Source organism: Kitasatospora sp. NPDC087314 (assembly GCF_044744365.1).
GTDB lineage: Bacteria > Actinomycetota > Actinomycetes > Streptomycetales > Streptomycetaceae > Kitasatospora.
In genome coordinates, this window is sequence record NZ_JBIUYE010000021.1 from 111,011 (window position 1) to 126,115 (window position 15,105).

The 15,105-nt window shown below is 72.4% G+C and carries 11 protein-coding genes; 8 read left to right on the forward strand and 3 right to left on the reverse strand.

The features are described 5' to 3' along the window. The first annotated feature begins 27 nt into the window (after nt 1–27). From ACIO5E_RS35725 to ACIO5E_RS35735, 3 genes are read left to right on the forward strand one after another with little or no spacing between them, the layout of a single operon-like run. Complete coding sequence (locus ACIO5E_RS35725) at nt 28–837, forward strand: ABC transporter ATP-binding protein (RefSeq protein ID WP_400676091.1); 810 nt, start codon at nt 28–30, stop codon at nt 835–837. Next, the gene (locus ACIO5E_RS35730) at nt 827–1,702 is read left to right on the forward strand and encodes an ABC transporter permease (protein WP_400676093.1); all 876 of its coding nucleotides are present in this window, start codon (nt 827–829) and stop codon (nt 1,700–1,702) included. Before ACIO5E_RS35725 ends, ACIO5E_RS35730 begins: the two co-directional genes overlap by 11 nt. A 32-nt stretch (nt 1,703–1,734) precedes the next feature. Further along, nucleotides 1,735–2,811, forward strand: coding sequence for an ABC transporter substrate-binding protein (locus ACIO5E_RS35735; protein ID WP_400676095.1), 1,077 nt, complete (start codon nt 1,735–1,737; stop codon nt 2,809–2,811). Between the two features lie 78 nt (nt 2,812–2,889). Here ACIO5E_RS35735 and ACIO5E_RS35740 read toward each other — a convergent pair whose 3' ends face one another. Together ACIO5E_RS35740 and ACIO5E_RS35745 are read right to left on the reverse strand one after the other, a co-directional pair. Beyond that, nucleotides 2,890–3,792, reverse strand: coding sequence for a sucrase ferredoxin (locus ACIO5E_RS35740; protein WP_400676097.1), 903 nt, complete (start codon nt 3,790–3,792; stop codon nt 2,890–2,892). A gap of 91 nt (nt 3,793–3,883) precedes the next feature. Beyond that, nucleotides 3,884–6,334, reverse strand: coding sequence for a DNA topoisomerase (ATP-hydrolyzing) subunit A (locus ACIO5E_RS35745; RefSeq protein ID WP_400676098.1), 2,451 nt, complete (start codon nt 6,332–6,334; stop codon nt 3,884–3,886). Nucleotides 6,335–6,584: 250 nt separating this feature from the next. Between ACIO5E_RS35745 and ACIO5E_RS35750 the strand changes: the two genes are divergently transcribed. The 3 genes from ACIO5E_RS35750 (at nt 6,585) to ACIO5E_RS35760 (ending at nt 10,861) form a co-directional block, all read left to right on the forward strand. Beyond that, nucleotides 6,585–7,946: a M16 family metallopeptidase gene (locus ACIO5E_RS35750; RefSeq protein WP_400676100.1), complete on the forward strand. Its 1,362-nt coding sequence runs from the start codon at nt 6,585–6,587 to the stop codon at nt 7,944–7,946. Between the two features lie 20 nt (nt 7,947–7,966). Beyond that, a complete protein-coding gene (locus ACIO5E_RS35755) occupies nt 7,967–9,331 on the forward strand; it encodes a M16 family metallopeptidase (protein ID WP_400676132.1) in 1,365 nt (454 codons plus the stop codon). A 336-nt stretch (nt 9,332–9,667) separates the two neighbouring features. Next, a complete protein-coding gene (locus tag ACIO5E_RS35760; RefSeq protein ID WP_400676101.1) occupies nt 9,668–10,861 on the forward strand; it encodes an RtcB family protein in 1,194 nt (397 codons plus the stop codon). Nucleotides 10,862–10,963: 102 nt separating this feature from the next. Here ACIO5E_RS35760 and ACIO5E_RS35765 read toward each other — a convergent pair whose 3' ends face one another. After that, on the reverse strand, nt 10,964–11,245 hold the full coding sequence (locus tag ACIO5E_RS35765) for an HPr family phosphocarrier protein (RefSeq protein ID WP_280684998.1): 282 nt from the start codon (nt 11,243–11,245) through the stop codon (nt 10,964–10,966). A gap of 233 nt (nt 11,246–11,478) precedes the next feature. Here ACIO5E_RS35765 and ACIO5E_RS35770 point away from each other — a divergent pair, with 233 nt between their 5' ends. Together ACIO5E_RS35770 and ACIO5E_RS35775 are read left to right on the forward strand one after the other, a co-directional pair. Further along, a complete protein-coding gene (locus ACIO5E_RS35770) occupies nt 11,479–14,385 on the forward strand; it encodes a GNAT family N-acetyltransferase (protein ID WP_400676134.1) in 2,907 nt (968 codons plus the stop codon). A 93-nt stretch (nt 14,386–14,478) separates the two neighbouring features. Beyond that, on the forward strand, nt 14,479–15,078 hold the full coding sequence (locus ACIO5E_RS35775) for a DUF5998 family protein (RefSeq protein WP_280684997.1): 600 nt from the start codon (nt 14,479–14,481) through the stop codon (nt 15,076–15,078). Nucleotides 15,079–15,105 lie beyond the last annotated feature (27 nt).

Below are 15,105 nucleotides of genomic sequence, written 5' to 3' on the forward strand. Positions count from 1 at the left end.
GGGCAAGCACAGACCCGGGAGGTCACCATGAGCAAAACCCCGGCGATCGAGCTGACCGGCGCGACCAAACGGTTCCGCACCCCGTCCGGGGCCCTGCACACCGCCGTCCGCGATCTCGATCTGACCGTCGCCCAGGGCGAGTTCGTCGCCGTCGTCGGACCCACCGGCTGCGGCAAGTCCACCACGCTGACCCTGGTCAGCGGCCTGGAGGAGCCCACCGAGGGCGAGGTCCTGGTGTACGGCGAGCCGGTCCGCGGGATCGACCCCAAGGTCGGGTTCGTCTTCCAGCAGGACGCCGTCTTCCCCTGGCGCACCGTCCTGTCCAACGTCATGGCCGGGCCGCGCTTCCGCGGCGTGCCCGCCGCCGAGGCCAGGGAGCGGGCCCGGGACTGGCTGGGCCGGGTCGGCCTCGCCGCCTTCGAGGACCGCTACCCGCACCAGCTGTCCGGCGGCATGCGCAAGCGCGTCGCGCTCGCCCAGACCTTCGTCAACGACCCGGCCATCCTGCTGATGGACGAGCCGTTCTCGGCGCTGGACGTGCAGACCCGCGCCCTGATGTCCGACCAGCTGCTGGAGCTGTGGGCCGGCACGGGCTCTTCCGTCGTCTTCGTCACGCACGACCTGGACGAGGCCATCGCGCTCGCCGACCGGGTCGTGGTCATGACGGCCGGACCGGCCACCGTCAAGGAGATCTTCACCGTCGACCTGCCACGACCGCGCACCGTGGAGGCCGTCCGGCTGGAACCGAGGTTCGTCGAGCTGTACCGCGAGATCTGGGCCTCGCTCGGCGAAGAGGTGCGCATCACCCGCGAGAGAGGAGCGGGTCGTGCCGCTTGAGACCGCGTCGGCCGTCGCCGGCAAGCCCCCGGCGGCCGCCCCCGCCAGCCGTACCGAGGCCCGCGAACGGGCCGCCCGCAACCGGAAGTTGACCGTCTACGGGGCCCGGGTCGCGGTCCTGCTCGCCTTCCTCGGGCTCTGGGAGGTCTGCGCCCGCACCGAGGTCATCGACCCGTTCAACTTCTCGCAGCCGTCGAGGATCTGGGACCAGATCTGGCAGTGGGTCACCCACGGCACCGCGCAGGGCTCGCTCGGCGAACAGATCGGCTACACCCTCTACGAGGCCCTCACCGGCTGGGTGATCGGCGTCATCGGCGGTGTGCTGCTCGGCATCGCGCTCGGCCGGATCCGCTTCCTGGCCGATGTGTTCGGGCCCTACATCAAGGTGCTCAACGCCATCCCGCGGATCGTGCTCGCCCCGATCTTCCTGATCTGGTTCGGCCTCGGCCCGGCCTCCAAGGTCGCCTCCGCCGTGGTCCTGGTGTTCTTCCCGGTCTTCTTCAACGCCTTCCAGGGCGCCCGCGAGGTGGACCGCAACCTCGTCGCCAACGCCCGCATCCTCGGCGCCGACAACCGCAAGGTCACCCTCCAGGTGGTCATCCCCGCCGCCACCACCTGGATCTTCACCAGCCTGCACGTCAGCTTCGGCTTCGCCCTGATCGGCGCCATCGTCGGCGAGTACATCGGCGCCACCAAGGGCCTCGGCCTGCTCGTCGCCGCCGCCCAGGGCACCTTCAACGCGGCCGGCGTGTACGCCGCCATGACCATCCTCGCCGTCGTCGCGCTGCTCACCGAGGGACTGCTGACCTTCGCCGAGAAGAAGCTGTTCCGCTGGAAGCCCGCCGACGCGGGCGACGGCCGCTGAATCCCCCCTTGCAGAGAGAGGCACCCCCACCCATGCGCCCGAACTCGACCGGCAGAGTTGCCGCAGCCGCCCTCGCCGCCGTCCTGCTCCTCCCGCTCGCCGCCTGCGCCAACGACGCCGCCACGACCGCCCACGGCGCCGCCGCCCCGGCCGGGCAGCAGGTCGACGGGCCCAAGGTCAAGATCATGGTCGGCGGCCTGGACAAGGTCATCTACCTGCCCGCGATGCTCACCCAGCGGCTCGGCTTCTTCGCCGAGGCCGGCGTCAACGTCGAGCTGATGACCGAGCCGGCCGGCGTCAACGCCACCACCGCCCTGCTCGCCGGCGACGTCCAGGGCGCCGTCGGCTTCTACGACCACACCGTCGACCTGCAGGCCAAGGGCAAGATCGTCGAGTCCGTGGTGCAGTTCGCCCAGGCCCCCGGCGAGGTCGAGATCGTCTCCACCAAGCAGGCCGACGCCATCAGGTCCGGCGCCGACTTCAAGGGCAAGAAGCTCGGCGTCACCAGCATCGGCTCCTCCACCGACTTCCTCACCAAGTACCTCGCCGTCAAGAACGGCGCCGCCGTCAGCGAGTTCAGCCCGATCGCGGTCGGCGCCGGCCAGACCTTCATCGCCGCGCTCCAGCAGGGCAGCATCGACGCCGGGATGACCACCGACCCGACCGTCGCCAACATCCTCGACAAGGGCCTCGGCAAGATCCTCTACGACATGCGCACCCCCGAGGGCTCCCGCGACGCCCTCGGCGGCCTCTACCCGTCGTCCTCGCTCTACATGAACACCGACTGGGTGGAGAAGAACAAGGACACCACCCAGAAGCTCACCAACGCCTTCGTCAAGACCCTCAAGTGGATGTCCACGCACAGCCCCGAGGAGATCTCCGCGAAGATGCCCGCCGACTACGCGCAGGGCGGCGCCGAGCAGTACGCGGCCGCGATCAAGGCGACCCTGCCGATGTTCACCACGGACGGCGTGATGCCCGCCGACGGCCCGAAGACCGTCCTCGCCGTGCTCGCCGCCTTCCACCCGGACGTCAAGGGCAAGGAGGGCACCATCGACCTCGCCCGCACCTACACCACCGAGTTCGTCGGCAAGGCCGTCACCGGCTGACCGGCCTCCCCCGATGTGACGGTCCCGCGCCCACCCCCACGGGCGCGGGGCCGTCCGTTCGTCATGCCCCCGGTCTCGTCAGATCCCCCGGACGGAGAGCACGTCCATCCGCGACGGCGTCCCCGCCACCTTGCCGCAGCTCTCCGGACGCGGCGGCTCGCTCACCGTCTCGATCACGTCCACCTCCCAGGCCCGGCCGTCCGCGTGCAGCACCGAGACCAGCCAGCGGCCCTCGCCGTCCGGCCGCTGGGCCAGCGTCAGCGCGTCCACCCCGGTCTCCCCGGTCGCCAACCGCACCGCGTGCTCGGCCGCCTGGCCCGGACGGTCCCAGCCCGAACAGCCCCGCGACCACTGCGGCACCACGTGTCCGGCCGCCGTCGCCGCCAGCACCTCCTTGGCCGTCTCCGCCGTCAGCCGCCCGTACGCGTAGCCGTACGGCAGCACCAGCATCGTGGGGGAGAAGCGATGCCCGCCCAGGTGCGTCACCTCCCACACCTCGCTGTGCCCGGCCGCCGCCAGCTCCGCCGCCAACGGACGGCCCAGCAGCGCGCAGCAGCGGTCCCGCCGCCCGTTGGTGCACACCAGCGCCAGCGGGCCGCCGACGTGCTCCACCCCGAAACCGCCGTGGTCGCCACCGCCCAGCGCCGCGAAGTCCAGCGCCAGCAGCTCCGCCGGATCGGCCACCTCCGCCCGGCGCACCCAGCCGCGACCCGGCACCGTGTGCGCCACCAGCACCTCGTGCCCCGCCGTCGGCAGACAGTCCGCATGCCGGCCCGGCCGCCGGATCAGCGCCACCCGCACCCCCGTGCCCGCCGCGGCCGCCTCCAGCGCCCGTCCCGTCGCCGGATCCAGATGGCTCTCCCCGAGCGCCTTCGCGCCCCACGGCCCGTTCTGCTCCACCAGCAACCAGGTGGTCGCCACCGCCGCGGTGGCGGCCAGCGGCTCCGACAGTTCACACGACGCCGTCGCACAGGTGCTCACCCGGGCAAGGCTACCCTCACCACCCGCCGCCGCCCCCCGGAACGACGGAGGAGGGGCGCCGGACGGCACCCCTCCTCCGGTCGGCCGTCGGCTACGCCGGGCCGGCGACCACCGCGATCGGCGTCGTCACCGGCGTGCCCGAACCGTCACGGCGCGGGTCGCGCTCCGGCAGCTCCACCGGCGCGCCCTTGCCGGTCGCCGCCCGGGCCGGGGCCGCGCCCGCCCAGGCGAAGGTCAGGCCGTCCTCGCCGCGCAGGAAGCGCTGGCAGCGCACGCCGCCCGTGGCCCGGCCCTTGCGCGGGTACTGCTCGAACGGCGTCACCTTCCACGACGTCTGCTCCTCGCCGGACAGCGTCCCCGACGCGCCCGCCACCGAGACCACCACCGCGTCCGCCGCCGGATCCACCGCCGTGAACGAGAGCACCCGCGCCCCGTCGGAGAGCTTGATCCCCGCCATGCCGCCCGCCGGACGGCCCTGCGGACGCACCTGCCCCGCCGGGTAGCGCAGCAGCTGCGCGTCCGAGGCGATGAAGACCAAGTCCTCCTCACCGGTGCGCAGTTCGACCGCGCCCACCAGCTCGTCACCCTCCTTGAGGGCGATCACCTCGAACTCGTCCTTGTTCGCCGGCCACTCCGGCACCACCCGCTTGACCACACCCTGCACCGTGCCCAGCGCCAGCCCCGGCGAGGACTCGTCCAGCGTGGTCAGCGCCAGCGCCCGCTCCCCGTCCTCCAACCGCAGGAACTCGCCCACCGCCGCACCGCCGGCCAGCGTCGGCGACGGCGTCGGAGGCAGCGCCGGCAGGTCGATCACCGGCAGCCGCAGCACCCGGCCCGCCGACGTCACCACACCCACGTCCGCCCGCGCCGTCGCCGGCACCGCCGACACGATCACATCGTGCTTCGACCGCTTCTCCGACAGCTCGAACGGCTCTCCGTCCGCCGTCCGCGCCAGCAGGCCCGTCGACGACAGCAGCACCCGGCACGGGTCGTCCGCCACCTCCAGCGGCACCGACAGCGCCGCCGACGGGGCCGCCCCCGCCTCCAGCAGCACCGTCCGCCGCTCCGTCCCGAACTGCTTCGACACCGCGCCGAGTTCGGACGACACCACGCTGCGCAGCCGGACGTCCGACTCCAGGATCTCGGTCAGCTCTGCGATCTCCGCGCTCAGCTTCGCCTTCTCCTGCTCCAGCTCCACCCGGTCGAACCGGGTCAGCCGCCGCAGCGGCGTGTCCAGGATGTACGCGGTCTGCGTCTCCGACAGCGAGAAGTGCTCCATCAGGCGCTCCTTCGCCTGCCCCGCGTTGTCACTCGACCGGATGATCGCGATGACCTCGTCGATGTCGAGCAGCGCCACCAGCAGGCCCTCGACCAGGTGCAGCCGCTCCTCCCGCTTGCGCCGGCGGAAGTCGCTGCGCCGCCGCACCACGGTGAACCGGTGGTCGACGTAGACCTCCAGCAGCTCCTTCAGCCCCAGTGTCAGCGGCTGGCCGTCCACCAGCGCCACGTTGTTGATGCCGAAGGTCTCCTCCATCGGCGTCAGCTTGTAGAGCTGCTCCAGCAGCGCCTCTGGCACGAAGCCGTTCTTCACCTCGATCACCAGCCGCAGCCCGTGCTCGCGGTCGGTCAGGTCCTTGACGTCCGCGATGCCCTGCAGCTTCTTCGCGTTGACCAGGTCCTTGATCTTCGAGATGACCTTCTCGGGGCCGACGTTGTACGGCAGCTCGGTCACCACGATGCCCTTGCGGCGCGCCGTCACCGCCTCCACCGTCGTGGTCGCCCGGATCTTGAACGTGCCACGGCCCGACTCGTACGCGTCCCGGATCCCCGACAGGCCCACGATCCGCCCGCCCGTCGGCAGGTCCGGACCGGGCACGAACCGCATCAGCGTGTCCAGGTCCGCGTTCGGGTGCTTGATCAGGTGCCGGGCCGCCGCCACCACCTCGGACAGGTTGTGCGGCGGCATGTTCGTCGCCATGCCGACCGCGATGCCCGTCGCGCCGTTCACCAGCAGGTTCGGGAACGCCGCCGGCAGCGCCAACGGCTCCTGCTCGCTGCCGTCGTAGTTCGGGCCGAAGTCGACGGTGTCCTCGTGGATCGACTCCACCATCGCCATCGACGCCGCCGTCAGCCGCGACTCCGTGTAGCGCATCGCCGCCGGCGGGTCGTCGTTGCCCAGCGAACCGAAGTTCCCGTGCCCGTCGATCAGCGGCAGCCGCATCGAGAACGGCTGCGCCATCCGGACGACCGAGTCGTAGATCGACGCGTCGCCGTGCGGGTGCAGCCGGCCCATCACCTCGCCCACCACACGGGCGCACTTCACGTGCGCGCGATCCGGTCGCAGGCCCATCTCGTTGGCCTGGTACAGGATCCGGCGGTGCACCGGCTTCAGACCGTCCCGCGCGTCGGGAAGCGCACGCGAGTAGATCACCGAGTAGGCGTACTCCAGGAAGGAGCCCTGCATCTCGTCCACGACGTCGACATCGAGGATCCGCTCCTCGAAGTCTCCGGGCGGCGGGGTCTGCGAACTGCGGCGGGCCATCGCGGCGGGGCTCCCTTACGTCTCGCTTGCTGTGTCTCGGTCAGTCTCTGACGTCCATCCGCCGGCCCCCGTCAACAGGGCGCGGCGCCCCCATTGTGGACCCTCGCGCCGACACTCCCGGCCAGCGCCCCTCTTCCGCCCCTGGCGAACGCCCCGCCCGCGCGGAGCACGAACACGCCCCCCGCGCGTTGCACCACAATGGGGGACGCCACACGAACCCCGACATCGACGACGGGAAGGACCCGAGCGCATGGCCAACCCGGCCCCCGCATCCGCCTCCACCGGAGGAAATGGCGCTGCCATCGCCATCACCGAGCACCGCCTGGCCAACGGCCTGCGCGTCGTCCTCTCCGAGGACCACCTCACCCCGGTCGCCGCGGTCTGCCTCTGGTACGACGTGGGCTCGCGCCACGAGGTCAAGGGCCGCACCGGCCTCGCCCACCTCTTCGAGCACCTCATGTTCCAGGGCTCCGCCAGCGTCTCCAACAACGGACACTTCGAACTCGTCCAGGGCGCCGGCGGATCGCTCAACGGCACCACCAGCTTCGAGCGCACCAACTACTTCGAGACCATGCCCGCCCACCAGTTGGAGCTCGCGCTCTGGCTGGAGGCCGACCGCATGGGCTCGCTGCTCGCCGCCCTCGACGAGACGTCCATGGAGAACCAGCGCGACGTCGTCAAGAACGAGCGCCGCCAGCGCTACGACAACGTCCCCTACGGCACCGCCTTCGAGAAGCTCACCGCGCTCTCGTTCCCCGACGGCCACCCGTACCACCACACCCCGATCGGCTCCATGGCCGACCTGGACGCCGCCACCCTCGACGACGCCCGCGCGTTCTTCCGCACCTACTACGCGCCCAACAACGCCGTCCTGTCCGTCGTCGGCGACATCGACCCCGAGCAGACCATCGCCTGGGTCGAGAAGTACTTCGGCAGCATCCCCGCCCACGACGGCAAGCAGCCCCCGCGCTCCGGCGAACTCCCCGACACCATCGGCCGCGAACTGCGCGAGCACGTCCACGAGGACGTCCCCTCCCGCGCGCTGATGGCCGCCTACCGCCTCCCGCACGACGGCACCCGCGACGCCGACGCCGCCGACCTCGCCCTCACCATCCTCGGCAGCGGCGAGTCCAGCCGCCTCTACAACCGGCTCGTCCGCCGCGACCGCACCGCCGTCGCCGCCGGCTTCGGCCTGCTGCGCCTCGCCGGCGCCCCCAGCCTCGGCTGGCTCGACGTCAAGACCTCCGGCGACGCCACCATCGAGCAGATCGACGCCGCCGTCGACGAGGAACTCGCCCGCTTCGCCGCCGAAGGCCCCACCACCGAGGAACTCGAACGGGCCCAGGCCCAGATCGAGCGCGAATGGCTCGACCGGCTCACCACCGTCGCCGGCCGCGCCGACGAACTCTGCCGCTACGCCGTCCTGTTCGGCGACCCCAAGCTGCTCAACGACGCCCTCCCCAAGGTCCTCGACATCACCGCCGAGGAGGTCCAGGCCGTCGCGAAGGCCCGGCTCCACCCCGACAACCGGGCCGTCCTCGTCTACGAGCCCACCGCGGCCGACGACGCCGACGCCACCGCCGCCACCGATGAGGAGGGTGCCGCCGCATGAGCACCGACTACGTCCCCACCATGACGTTCCACCCCCAGCCCGAGCCCGGCACCCCCGGCCCCTGGGCCTTCCCCGCCCCCGAGCGCGCCGCCCTCGGCAACGGCGTCACCGTCCTGCACTGCCACCGGCCCGGCCAGCAGCTCGTCGCCGTCGAGGTCCTCCTCGACGCCCCGCTCGCCGCCGAGCCCGACGGCCTCGACGGCATCGCCGCCATCCTCGCCCGGGCCCTCAGCGAAGGCACCGACACCCTCACCGCCGAGGAGTTCGCCGCCGAACTCGAACGCGCCGGCGCCACCCTCGACGCCCACGCCGATCACCCCTGCATCCGCGTCTCCCTGGAGGTCCCCGCCTCCCGCCTGCAGCGCGGCCTCTCGCTGCTCGCCGACGCCCTGCGCGCCCCCGCCCTCCCCGCGGACGAGATCGAGCGCCTCGTCGCCAACCGGCTCGACGAGATCGTCCACGAGCAGGCCAACCCCGCCCGGCGCGCCGCCAAGGCCCTCTACGCCGAGCTCTTCGACGCCGCCGACCGCCTCTCCCGGCCCCGCAGCGGTACCGCCGACACGGTCAAGTCCATCGACCGCGCCGCCGTCAAGGCCTTCTACGACGCCCACGTGCGCCCCGCCACCGCCACCGTCGTCGTGGTCGGCGACCTCACCGGCACCGACCTGCCCGCCCTCCTGGAGAGCACCCTCGGCACCTGGACCGGCAGCGCGGCCGAGCCCTCCACGCACGCCCCCGTGACCGCCGACGACCACGGCCGCGTCCTCATCGTGGACCGCCCCGGTTCCGTCCAGACCCAGCTCCTCATCGGCCGCATCGGCCCCGACCGCCACGACCCCGTCTGGGCCGCCCAGATCCTCGGCGCCTACTGCCTCGGTGGCACCCTCACCTCCCGCCTCGACCGCGTCCTGCGCGAGGAGAAGGGCTACACCTACGGCGTCCGCGCCTTCGCCCAGCCGCTGCGCTCCGCCGCCGACGGCAGCGGCCGCTCGCTGCTCGCCATCAGCGGCTCGGTGGACACCGCCTCCACCGCCCCCGCGCTCGCCGACACCTGGACCATCCTGCGCACCCTCGCCGCCGAGGGCCTCACCGACGCCGAGCGCGACGAGGCCGTGCAGTTCCTGGTCGGCGTCGCCCCGCTGAAGTACGAGACCGCGGGCTCGGTCGCCGGCACCCTGGCCGACCAGGTCGAGCAGGACCTCGCGGACGACTACCAGGCCGAGGTCTACCGGCAGCTCGCCGAACTGCCCACGGCCGCCGCCACCGAGGCCGTCGTCGCCGCCTTCCCGCCGGACCGCCTGGTCACCGTGCTGGTCGGCGACGCCGCCGTCATCGCCGACGACGTGCGGGCCCTCGGCATCGGCGAGGTCACCGTCGTCAGCTGACCCACGCAGCCCCGCGCGGCTCGGTGGAGCACCCGCTCCGCCGGGCCCGCGGCGTTTCTAAGACCGCCCACCATGTGCCGGTCGGTCTAAATCCGTTGCGGGCGACCGGCGTACCGTGGATAGATATTCCCCGGCACACACGTACGAACTCTGACGCAGGAAGGGAGGCGGTCACCATGCGGGTCGAGCGAACCATACGACGACGCTCCCCAAGGCCGTATTCCCTCTGTGCCCCGGGCGCCTGAGCCCCACCCCCGGACTTCCCCGAGCCACGCCGGGACTTCTTCGCGCGGCACGCCCTTCCCCGAACTACCCGACCCCTGGAGGTCGTTCACCATGACGTACACCGAGGTACCCGGAATCCGGGTCCCGATCCGGATGTGGACCGACCCGGCCACCGTCGAGGGCCAGGCCATGCAGCAGCTGCGCAACATCAGCTCCCTGCCGTGGCTGCACGGCCTCGCCGTGATGCCCGACGTCCACCTGGGCAAGGGCGCGACCGTCGGCTCCGTCATCGCGATGAAGGGCGCCGTCTGCCCGGCGGCGGTCGGTGTCGACATCGGCTGCGGAATGAGCGCGGTGAAGACCTCGCTCACCGCCGAGGACCTCCCCGAGGACCTCTCCCGCCTGCGCTCCAAGATCGAGCAGGCCATCCCGGTCGGCCGCGGCCTCCACACCGACCCGGTCGACCCGACCAAGCTCCACGGCTTCCGGGCCGCCGGCTGGGACGACTTCTGGCACCGCTTCGACGGGGTGGCACAGGAGGTCAAGTGGCGTCGCGAGCGGGCCATGCAGCAGATGGCCACGCTCGGCGGAGGAAATCACTTCATAGAACTGTGCGTCGACAGCACCGGCGTGGTCTGGCTGATGCTGCACTCCGGATCGCGCAACATCGGCAAGGAGCTGGCCGAGCACCACATGGGCGTCGCCCGCGCGCTGCCGCACAACCAGGGCCTGATCGACCAGGACCTCGCGGTCTTCATCGCGGAGACCCCGCAGATGGCCGCCTACCGCCAGGACCTGTTCTGGGCGCAGGAGTACGCCAAGAACAACCGCGCGATGATGATGTGGCTCTTCCAGGACGTCGTCCGCCGTGAGTTCGCCAAGGCGAAGGTCACCTTCGACGAGGTCATCAGCTGCCACCACAACTACGTGGCGGAGGAGACCTACGACGGCGTCGACCTGCTCGTGACCCGCAAGGGCGCGATCCGGGCGGGCACCGGCGACTACGGGATCATCCCGGGTTCGATGGGCACCGGTTCGTACATCGTCCGCGGTCTCGGGAACGAGGAGGCGTTCAACTCCGCCTCGCACGGCGCCGGCCGCAAGATGAGCCGGAACGCCGCGAAGAAGCGGTTCACCACGCAGGACCTGGTCGAGCAGACCAAGGGCGTGGAGTGCCGCAAGGACAGCGGCGTCGTGGACGAGATCCCGGGCGCCTACAAGTCCATCGAGAAGGTCATCGAGCAGCAGAAGGACCTGGTCGAGATCGTCGCCCACCTGAAGCAGGTCGTCTGCGTCAAGGGCTGACCGTGCTGCGGCCGCCGGGATGACCGGGGGCCCCGCCGATTCCGGACACGAAAGCGCCCGGCAGCGTGATGGCTGCCGGGCGCTCGCGTCGGTCGAGGTGGCTCAGGCCGCGGCCGGGAGCTCGTCGAGGCCTTCCTGGACGAGCTTGGCGAGGCGGTCGAGGGCGTCGTCGGCGTTGGCGGCGTCGGAGGCGAGGATGACCTCTTCGCCGCCCTGGGCGCCGAGGCCGAGCAGGCCGAGCATGGAGGCGGCGTTGACGGGGTTGCCGCCGGGCTTGGCGATGGTGATCGGCACGCCGGTGGCCGTGACGGCCCGGACGAAGATGGAGGCGGGACGGGCGTGCAGGCCCTCGGCCCAACCGATGGTGACGCGGCGCTCAGCCATGAGACGTGCCTTTCCGGTGAAGCTGGTCACGGCCGTGCTCGGGGAAGCGGCCATGTTGTCTAGACCAGTGTTGCACGCAGGCGCCCGCTTCGAGCCGCCGCGTTCAGGACTTGTGATTGTTTCTTTTCGGGGCATAAGGCCCGGCCGGCGACCCTGTCAACCCTGCCGTGAGTACGCACCCGGCGCCATTCGGCCCGCCGCCGGATAATCTGACGAACGTGGACGACTCCGCGGTGGCGCAGCCCGAGCAGGATCCCAGTGGCCAGCCGGTATCCGGTGAATCCGGTGCGGACTACCCGCAGCACTGGGAGGCCGACATCCTGCTGCGGGACGGCGGCACGGCTCGAATCCGGCCGATCACGCCGGATGACGCGGGGCGCCTGGTGGAGTTCTACGAACAGGTGTCGGACCAGTCCAAGTACTTCCGTTTCTTCGCTCCTTATCCCCGGTTGTCGGAGCGGGACGTCCGTCGCTTCACCCACCACGACTTCGTGGACCGGGTGGCGCTGGCGGTGGTGGTCCGGGACCGCTTCATCGCCACCGTCCGTTACGACCGGATCGACGCGGAGGGCCGCCCGTCCGATGCCGGGACGGACGCCGAGGTGGCGTTCCTGGTGCAGGACGCCCACCAGGGCCGCGGCGTGGCCTCGGCACTGCTGGAACACATCGCGGCGGTGGCGCAGGAGCGCGGGATCCGCCGGTTCCAGGCGGAGGTGCTGCCGGAGAACCGGAAGATGGTGAAGGTCTTCACCGATGCCGGGTACACGCAGCACCGGAGTTTCACCGACGGCGTGGTGCACCTGGAGTTCGATCTCGAACAGACGGACCGCTCGCTGGCGGTGATGCGGGCGCGTGAGCACCGGGCGGAGGCGCGCTCGGTGCAGCGGCTGCTGACCCCGCGCTCGGTGGCGGTGATCGGGGTGTCGCGCAATCCGCAGACGGTGGGCCGGGCGATCCTGCGGGACCTCCTGGGCGGCGCCGACAGCGGCCCCGACGGCCGCCCCGCCGACGGCCCCGACAGTGGCCCCGGCAGCCGTCCGGCCGATGGCCCCGACGGCACGCGCCCCGTCTACGCGGTGAACCGCAACGCCCCGCCGGGGACCGTGCTGGACGGCGTCCCGGTGCACCGTTCGATTCTGGACATTCCCGGGCCGGTGGACCTCGCGGTGATCGCCGTCCCCGAGGGCGCCGTCCCGACGGCCGTCGCCGAGTGCGGCGCGCACGGGGTGCAGGGCCTGGTGGTGGTGACCGCCGGGTACGCGGAGACCGGCCCGGAGGGGCGGGACCGCCAGCGCGCACTGGTGCGCCAGGCGCGGGCGGCGGGGATGCGGGTGATCGGCCCGAACGCCTTCGGCCTGATCAACACCGACCCGGACCGCCCGCTGAACGCCTCGCTGGCCCCCCACCTGCCCGACCGCGGGGGCTTCGGGATCTTCTGCCAGTCCGGTGCGATCGGCGTGGCCCTGTTGGAGGCCGCCCACCGGCGCGGTCTCGGGGTGTCCTCCTTCGCCTCGGTGGGCAACCGCTCGGACGTCTCCGGCAACGACTTCCTGCAGTACTGGGCGGAGGACGAGGCCACCGAGGTGGTGCTGCTGTACCTGGAGTCCTTCGGCAACCCGCGCAAGTTCACCCGGATCGCGCGGCGGCTGGCCGCGGTGAAGCCGATCGTGGTGGTGAAGGGCGCCCGGCACACCGGCAGCCTGCCGCCGGGCCACGCCGTGCCGGCGACCGCGACGGGGCTGCGCGACGCGACGGTGGGCGCGCTGTTCGAGCAGGCGGGCGTGATCAGGGTGGAGACGATCACCGAGCTGTACGACACCGGCGAGCTGCTGGCCCTGCAGCCGCTGCCGCCGGGGGACCGGGTCGCCGTGGTCGGCAACTCGGACTCGCTGGGCCTGCTGACCTACGACGCCTGCCTGAGCGCGGGCCTGCGGCCGCGCACGCCGGTCGACCTGACCACCGCCGCGACCGGCGAGAACTTCCGGATCGCGCTGGACGTGGCGCTGGCCGACCCGGCGGTGGACGCGGTGATCGCGGTGGCGATCCCGCCGATCGGCACCTCCGCGCACGCGTTCATGGGTGGCCGGTTGACCGGCCCGGACGATCCCGAGATGGGTTCGGACGATCCGGAGATCGCCGCCGCGCTGCTCGAAGCCGGCCGGCGCGCACAGGAATTGGGCAAGCCGCTGGTGCTCGCCCACCTGGCCCTGACCGACCTGCCGGCCCGGCTGCGCCCGGGCGGCGTCCCGGCGTTCGCGGCGCCGGAACGGGCGGTGCGGGCGCTGGCGCACGCGGTGCACTACGCGCAGTGGCGGCGCCGGACGGCGGTGGCGGAGGAGACCGCCCGGGTGCCCGAGCTGGACCGGATCGACGAGCCGGGCGCCCGCACGCTGGTCGAGGCGGCGTTGAGCACCCGGACCGCGACCGCCGCGCGGACCCAGCCGGGCGGCGCCCGGATCACCCTGCCGGACGCCGAGGCCCGCGAGCTGCTGGCCCGCTACGGCATCGACGTCTTCCCGGCGCTGCCGGCCCCGGACGAGGAGACGGCCGTCCGGGCCGCGGCCGCGCTCGGCTACCCGGTGGCGCTGAAGGCGACCGCTCCGCACCTGCGCCACCGCCCGGACCTGGGCAGCGTGCGGCTGGACCTGACCGACGAGCCCGGGCTGCGCCGGGCGCACCGCGAGCTGGACGCACTGCTGGGCGGCGCGGCGCAGGCGGAGCTGGTGCTGCAGCGGCTGGCGCCGCGCGGGGTGGACACCGTGATCGGTGCCACGGTGGACCCGGCGGTCGGCGCGATCCTGTCGTTCGGCCTGGCCGGTGCGCCGGCCGAGCTGCTGGGCGACGTCGCGCACCGGCTGGTCCCGGCCACCGACCAGGATGTGGCCGGGCTGGTCCGGGAGGTGCGGGCGGCGCCCCTGCTGTTCGGCTGGCGGGGCGCGGAGGCGGTGGACACGGACGCGCTGGAGGAGTTGCTGCTGCGGGTGTCGCAGTTGGTGGACGACGTGCCGGAGATCGCCTCGGTGGATCTCGAACCGGTGGTCGTGGCCCCGTACGGGCTGGCGATCCTGGGGGCGCGGGTGCGGATCGCGCCGCTGCCCGTCCGTAGCGATCTGGGCCCGCGCGCCATGAGCACCCTGTAACCTTCCTTGGTTGCGCCTGCCCCGTGGGCGCTGTTGTCCGAAGCTCGGCGCCGTGCCGCCCGCTTCGTCGGCGGACCATGCCAGGATGGAGTTATGGCGAAGACCGGTACCACCAGCACTCAGGACCTGCGCTCGGCGATCGAGCGCAGTGGCTACTACCCGGCCCTGGTGTCCGAGGCGGTCGAGGCCGCGGTGGGCCCGGAGCCGATCAGCTCGTACCTGGTGCACCAGGAGACGACCTTCGACGCCAACGAGGTGCGCCGGCACGTGACCGTGCTGGTGCTGACCCCGACCCGGTTCGTGGTGAGCCACACGGACGAGCAGTCGGGGGACACCGGCAGCCCGGCGGTGCCGTTCGCGACGACGTCGACGGAGAGTGTCCGGCTGGACCGGATCGGTTCGGTCGTGCTGAGCCGGATGGTTGCGAACCCGGAGACGTACACGCCGGGGACGCTGCCGCGCGAGGTGGTGCTGACGATCGGCTGGGGGGCGGTGCAGCGGCTGGACCTGGAGCCGGCGGGCTGCTCGGACCCGAACTGCGAGGCGGACCACGGCTACACCGGTTCGGCGACGGCTGACGATCTTTCACTGCGGGTGAGCGAGGCCGGCGACGGCCCGGAGACGGTTGCCCAGGCGCTGGTGTTCGCCCGCGCGCTGTCCGACGCGACGATCAGCAACGGCCCGCGGGTCTGAGCGCCGCCGTCTCCGACTGCTACGAAT

Bases quoted from the DNA above. Each gene is read 5' to 3' on its own strand.
- ACIO5E_RS35755 (WP_400676132.1), top strand. From the start codon at position 7,967: ATGACGTTCCACCCCCAGCCCGAGCCCGGCACCCCCGGCCCCTGGGCC.
- ACIO5E_RS35745 (WP_400676098.1), bottom strand. From the start codon at position 6,334: ATGGCCCGCCGCAGTTCGCAGACCCCGCCGCCCGGAGACTTCGAGGAG.
- ACIO5E_RS35735 (WP_400676095.1), top strand. From the start codon at position 1,735: ATGCGCCCGAACTCGACCGGCAGAGTTGCCGCAGCCGCCCTCGCCGCC.
- ACIO5E_RS35775 (WP_280684997.1), top strand. From the start codon at position 14,479: ATGGCGAAGACCGGTACCACCAGCACTCAGGACCTGCGCTCGGCGATC.
- ACIO5E_RS35760 (WP_400676101.1), top strand. From the start codon at position 9,668: ATGACGTACACCGAGGTACCCGGAATCCGGGTCCCGATCCGGATGTGG.
- ACIO5E_RS35750 (WP_400676100.1), top strand. From the start codon at position 6,585: ATGGCCAACCCGGCCCCCGCATCCGCCTCCACCGGAGGAAATGGCGCT.
- ACIO5E_RS35725 (WP_400676091.1), top strand. From the start codon at position 28: ATGAGCAAAACCCCGGCGATCGAGCTGACCGGCGCGACCAAACGGTTC.
- ACIO5E_RS35765 (WP_280684998.1), bottom strand. From the start codon at position 11,245: ATGGCTGAGCGCCGCGTCACCATCGGTTGGGCCGAGGGCCTGCACGCC.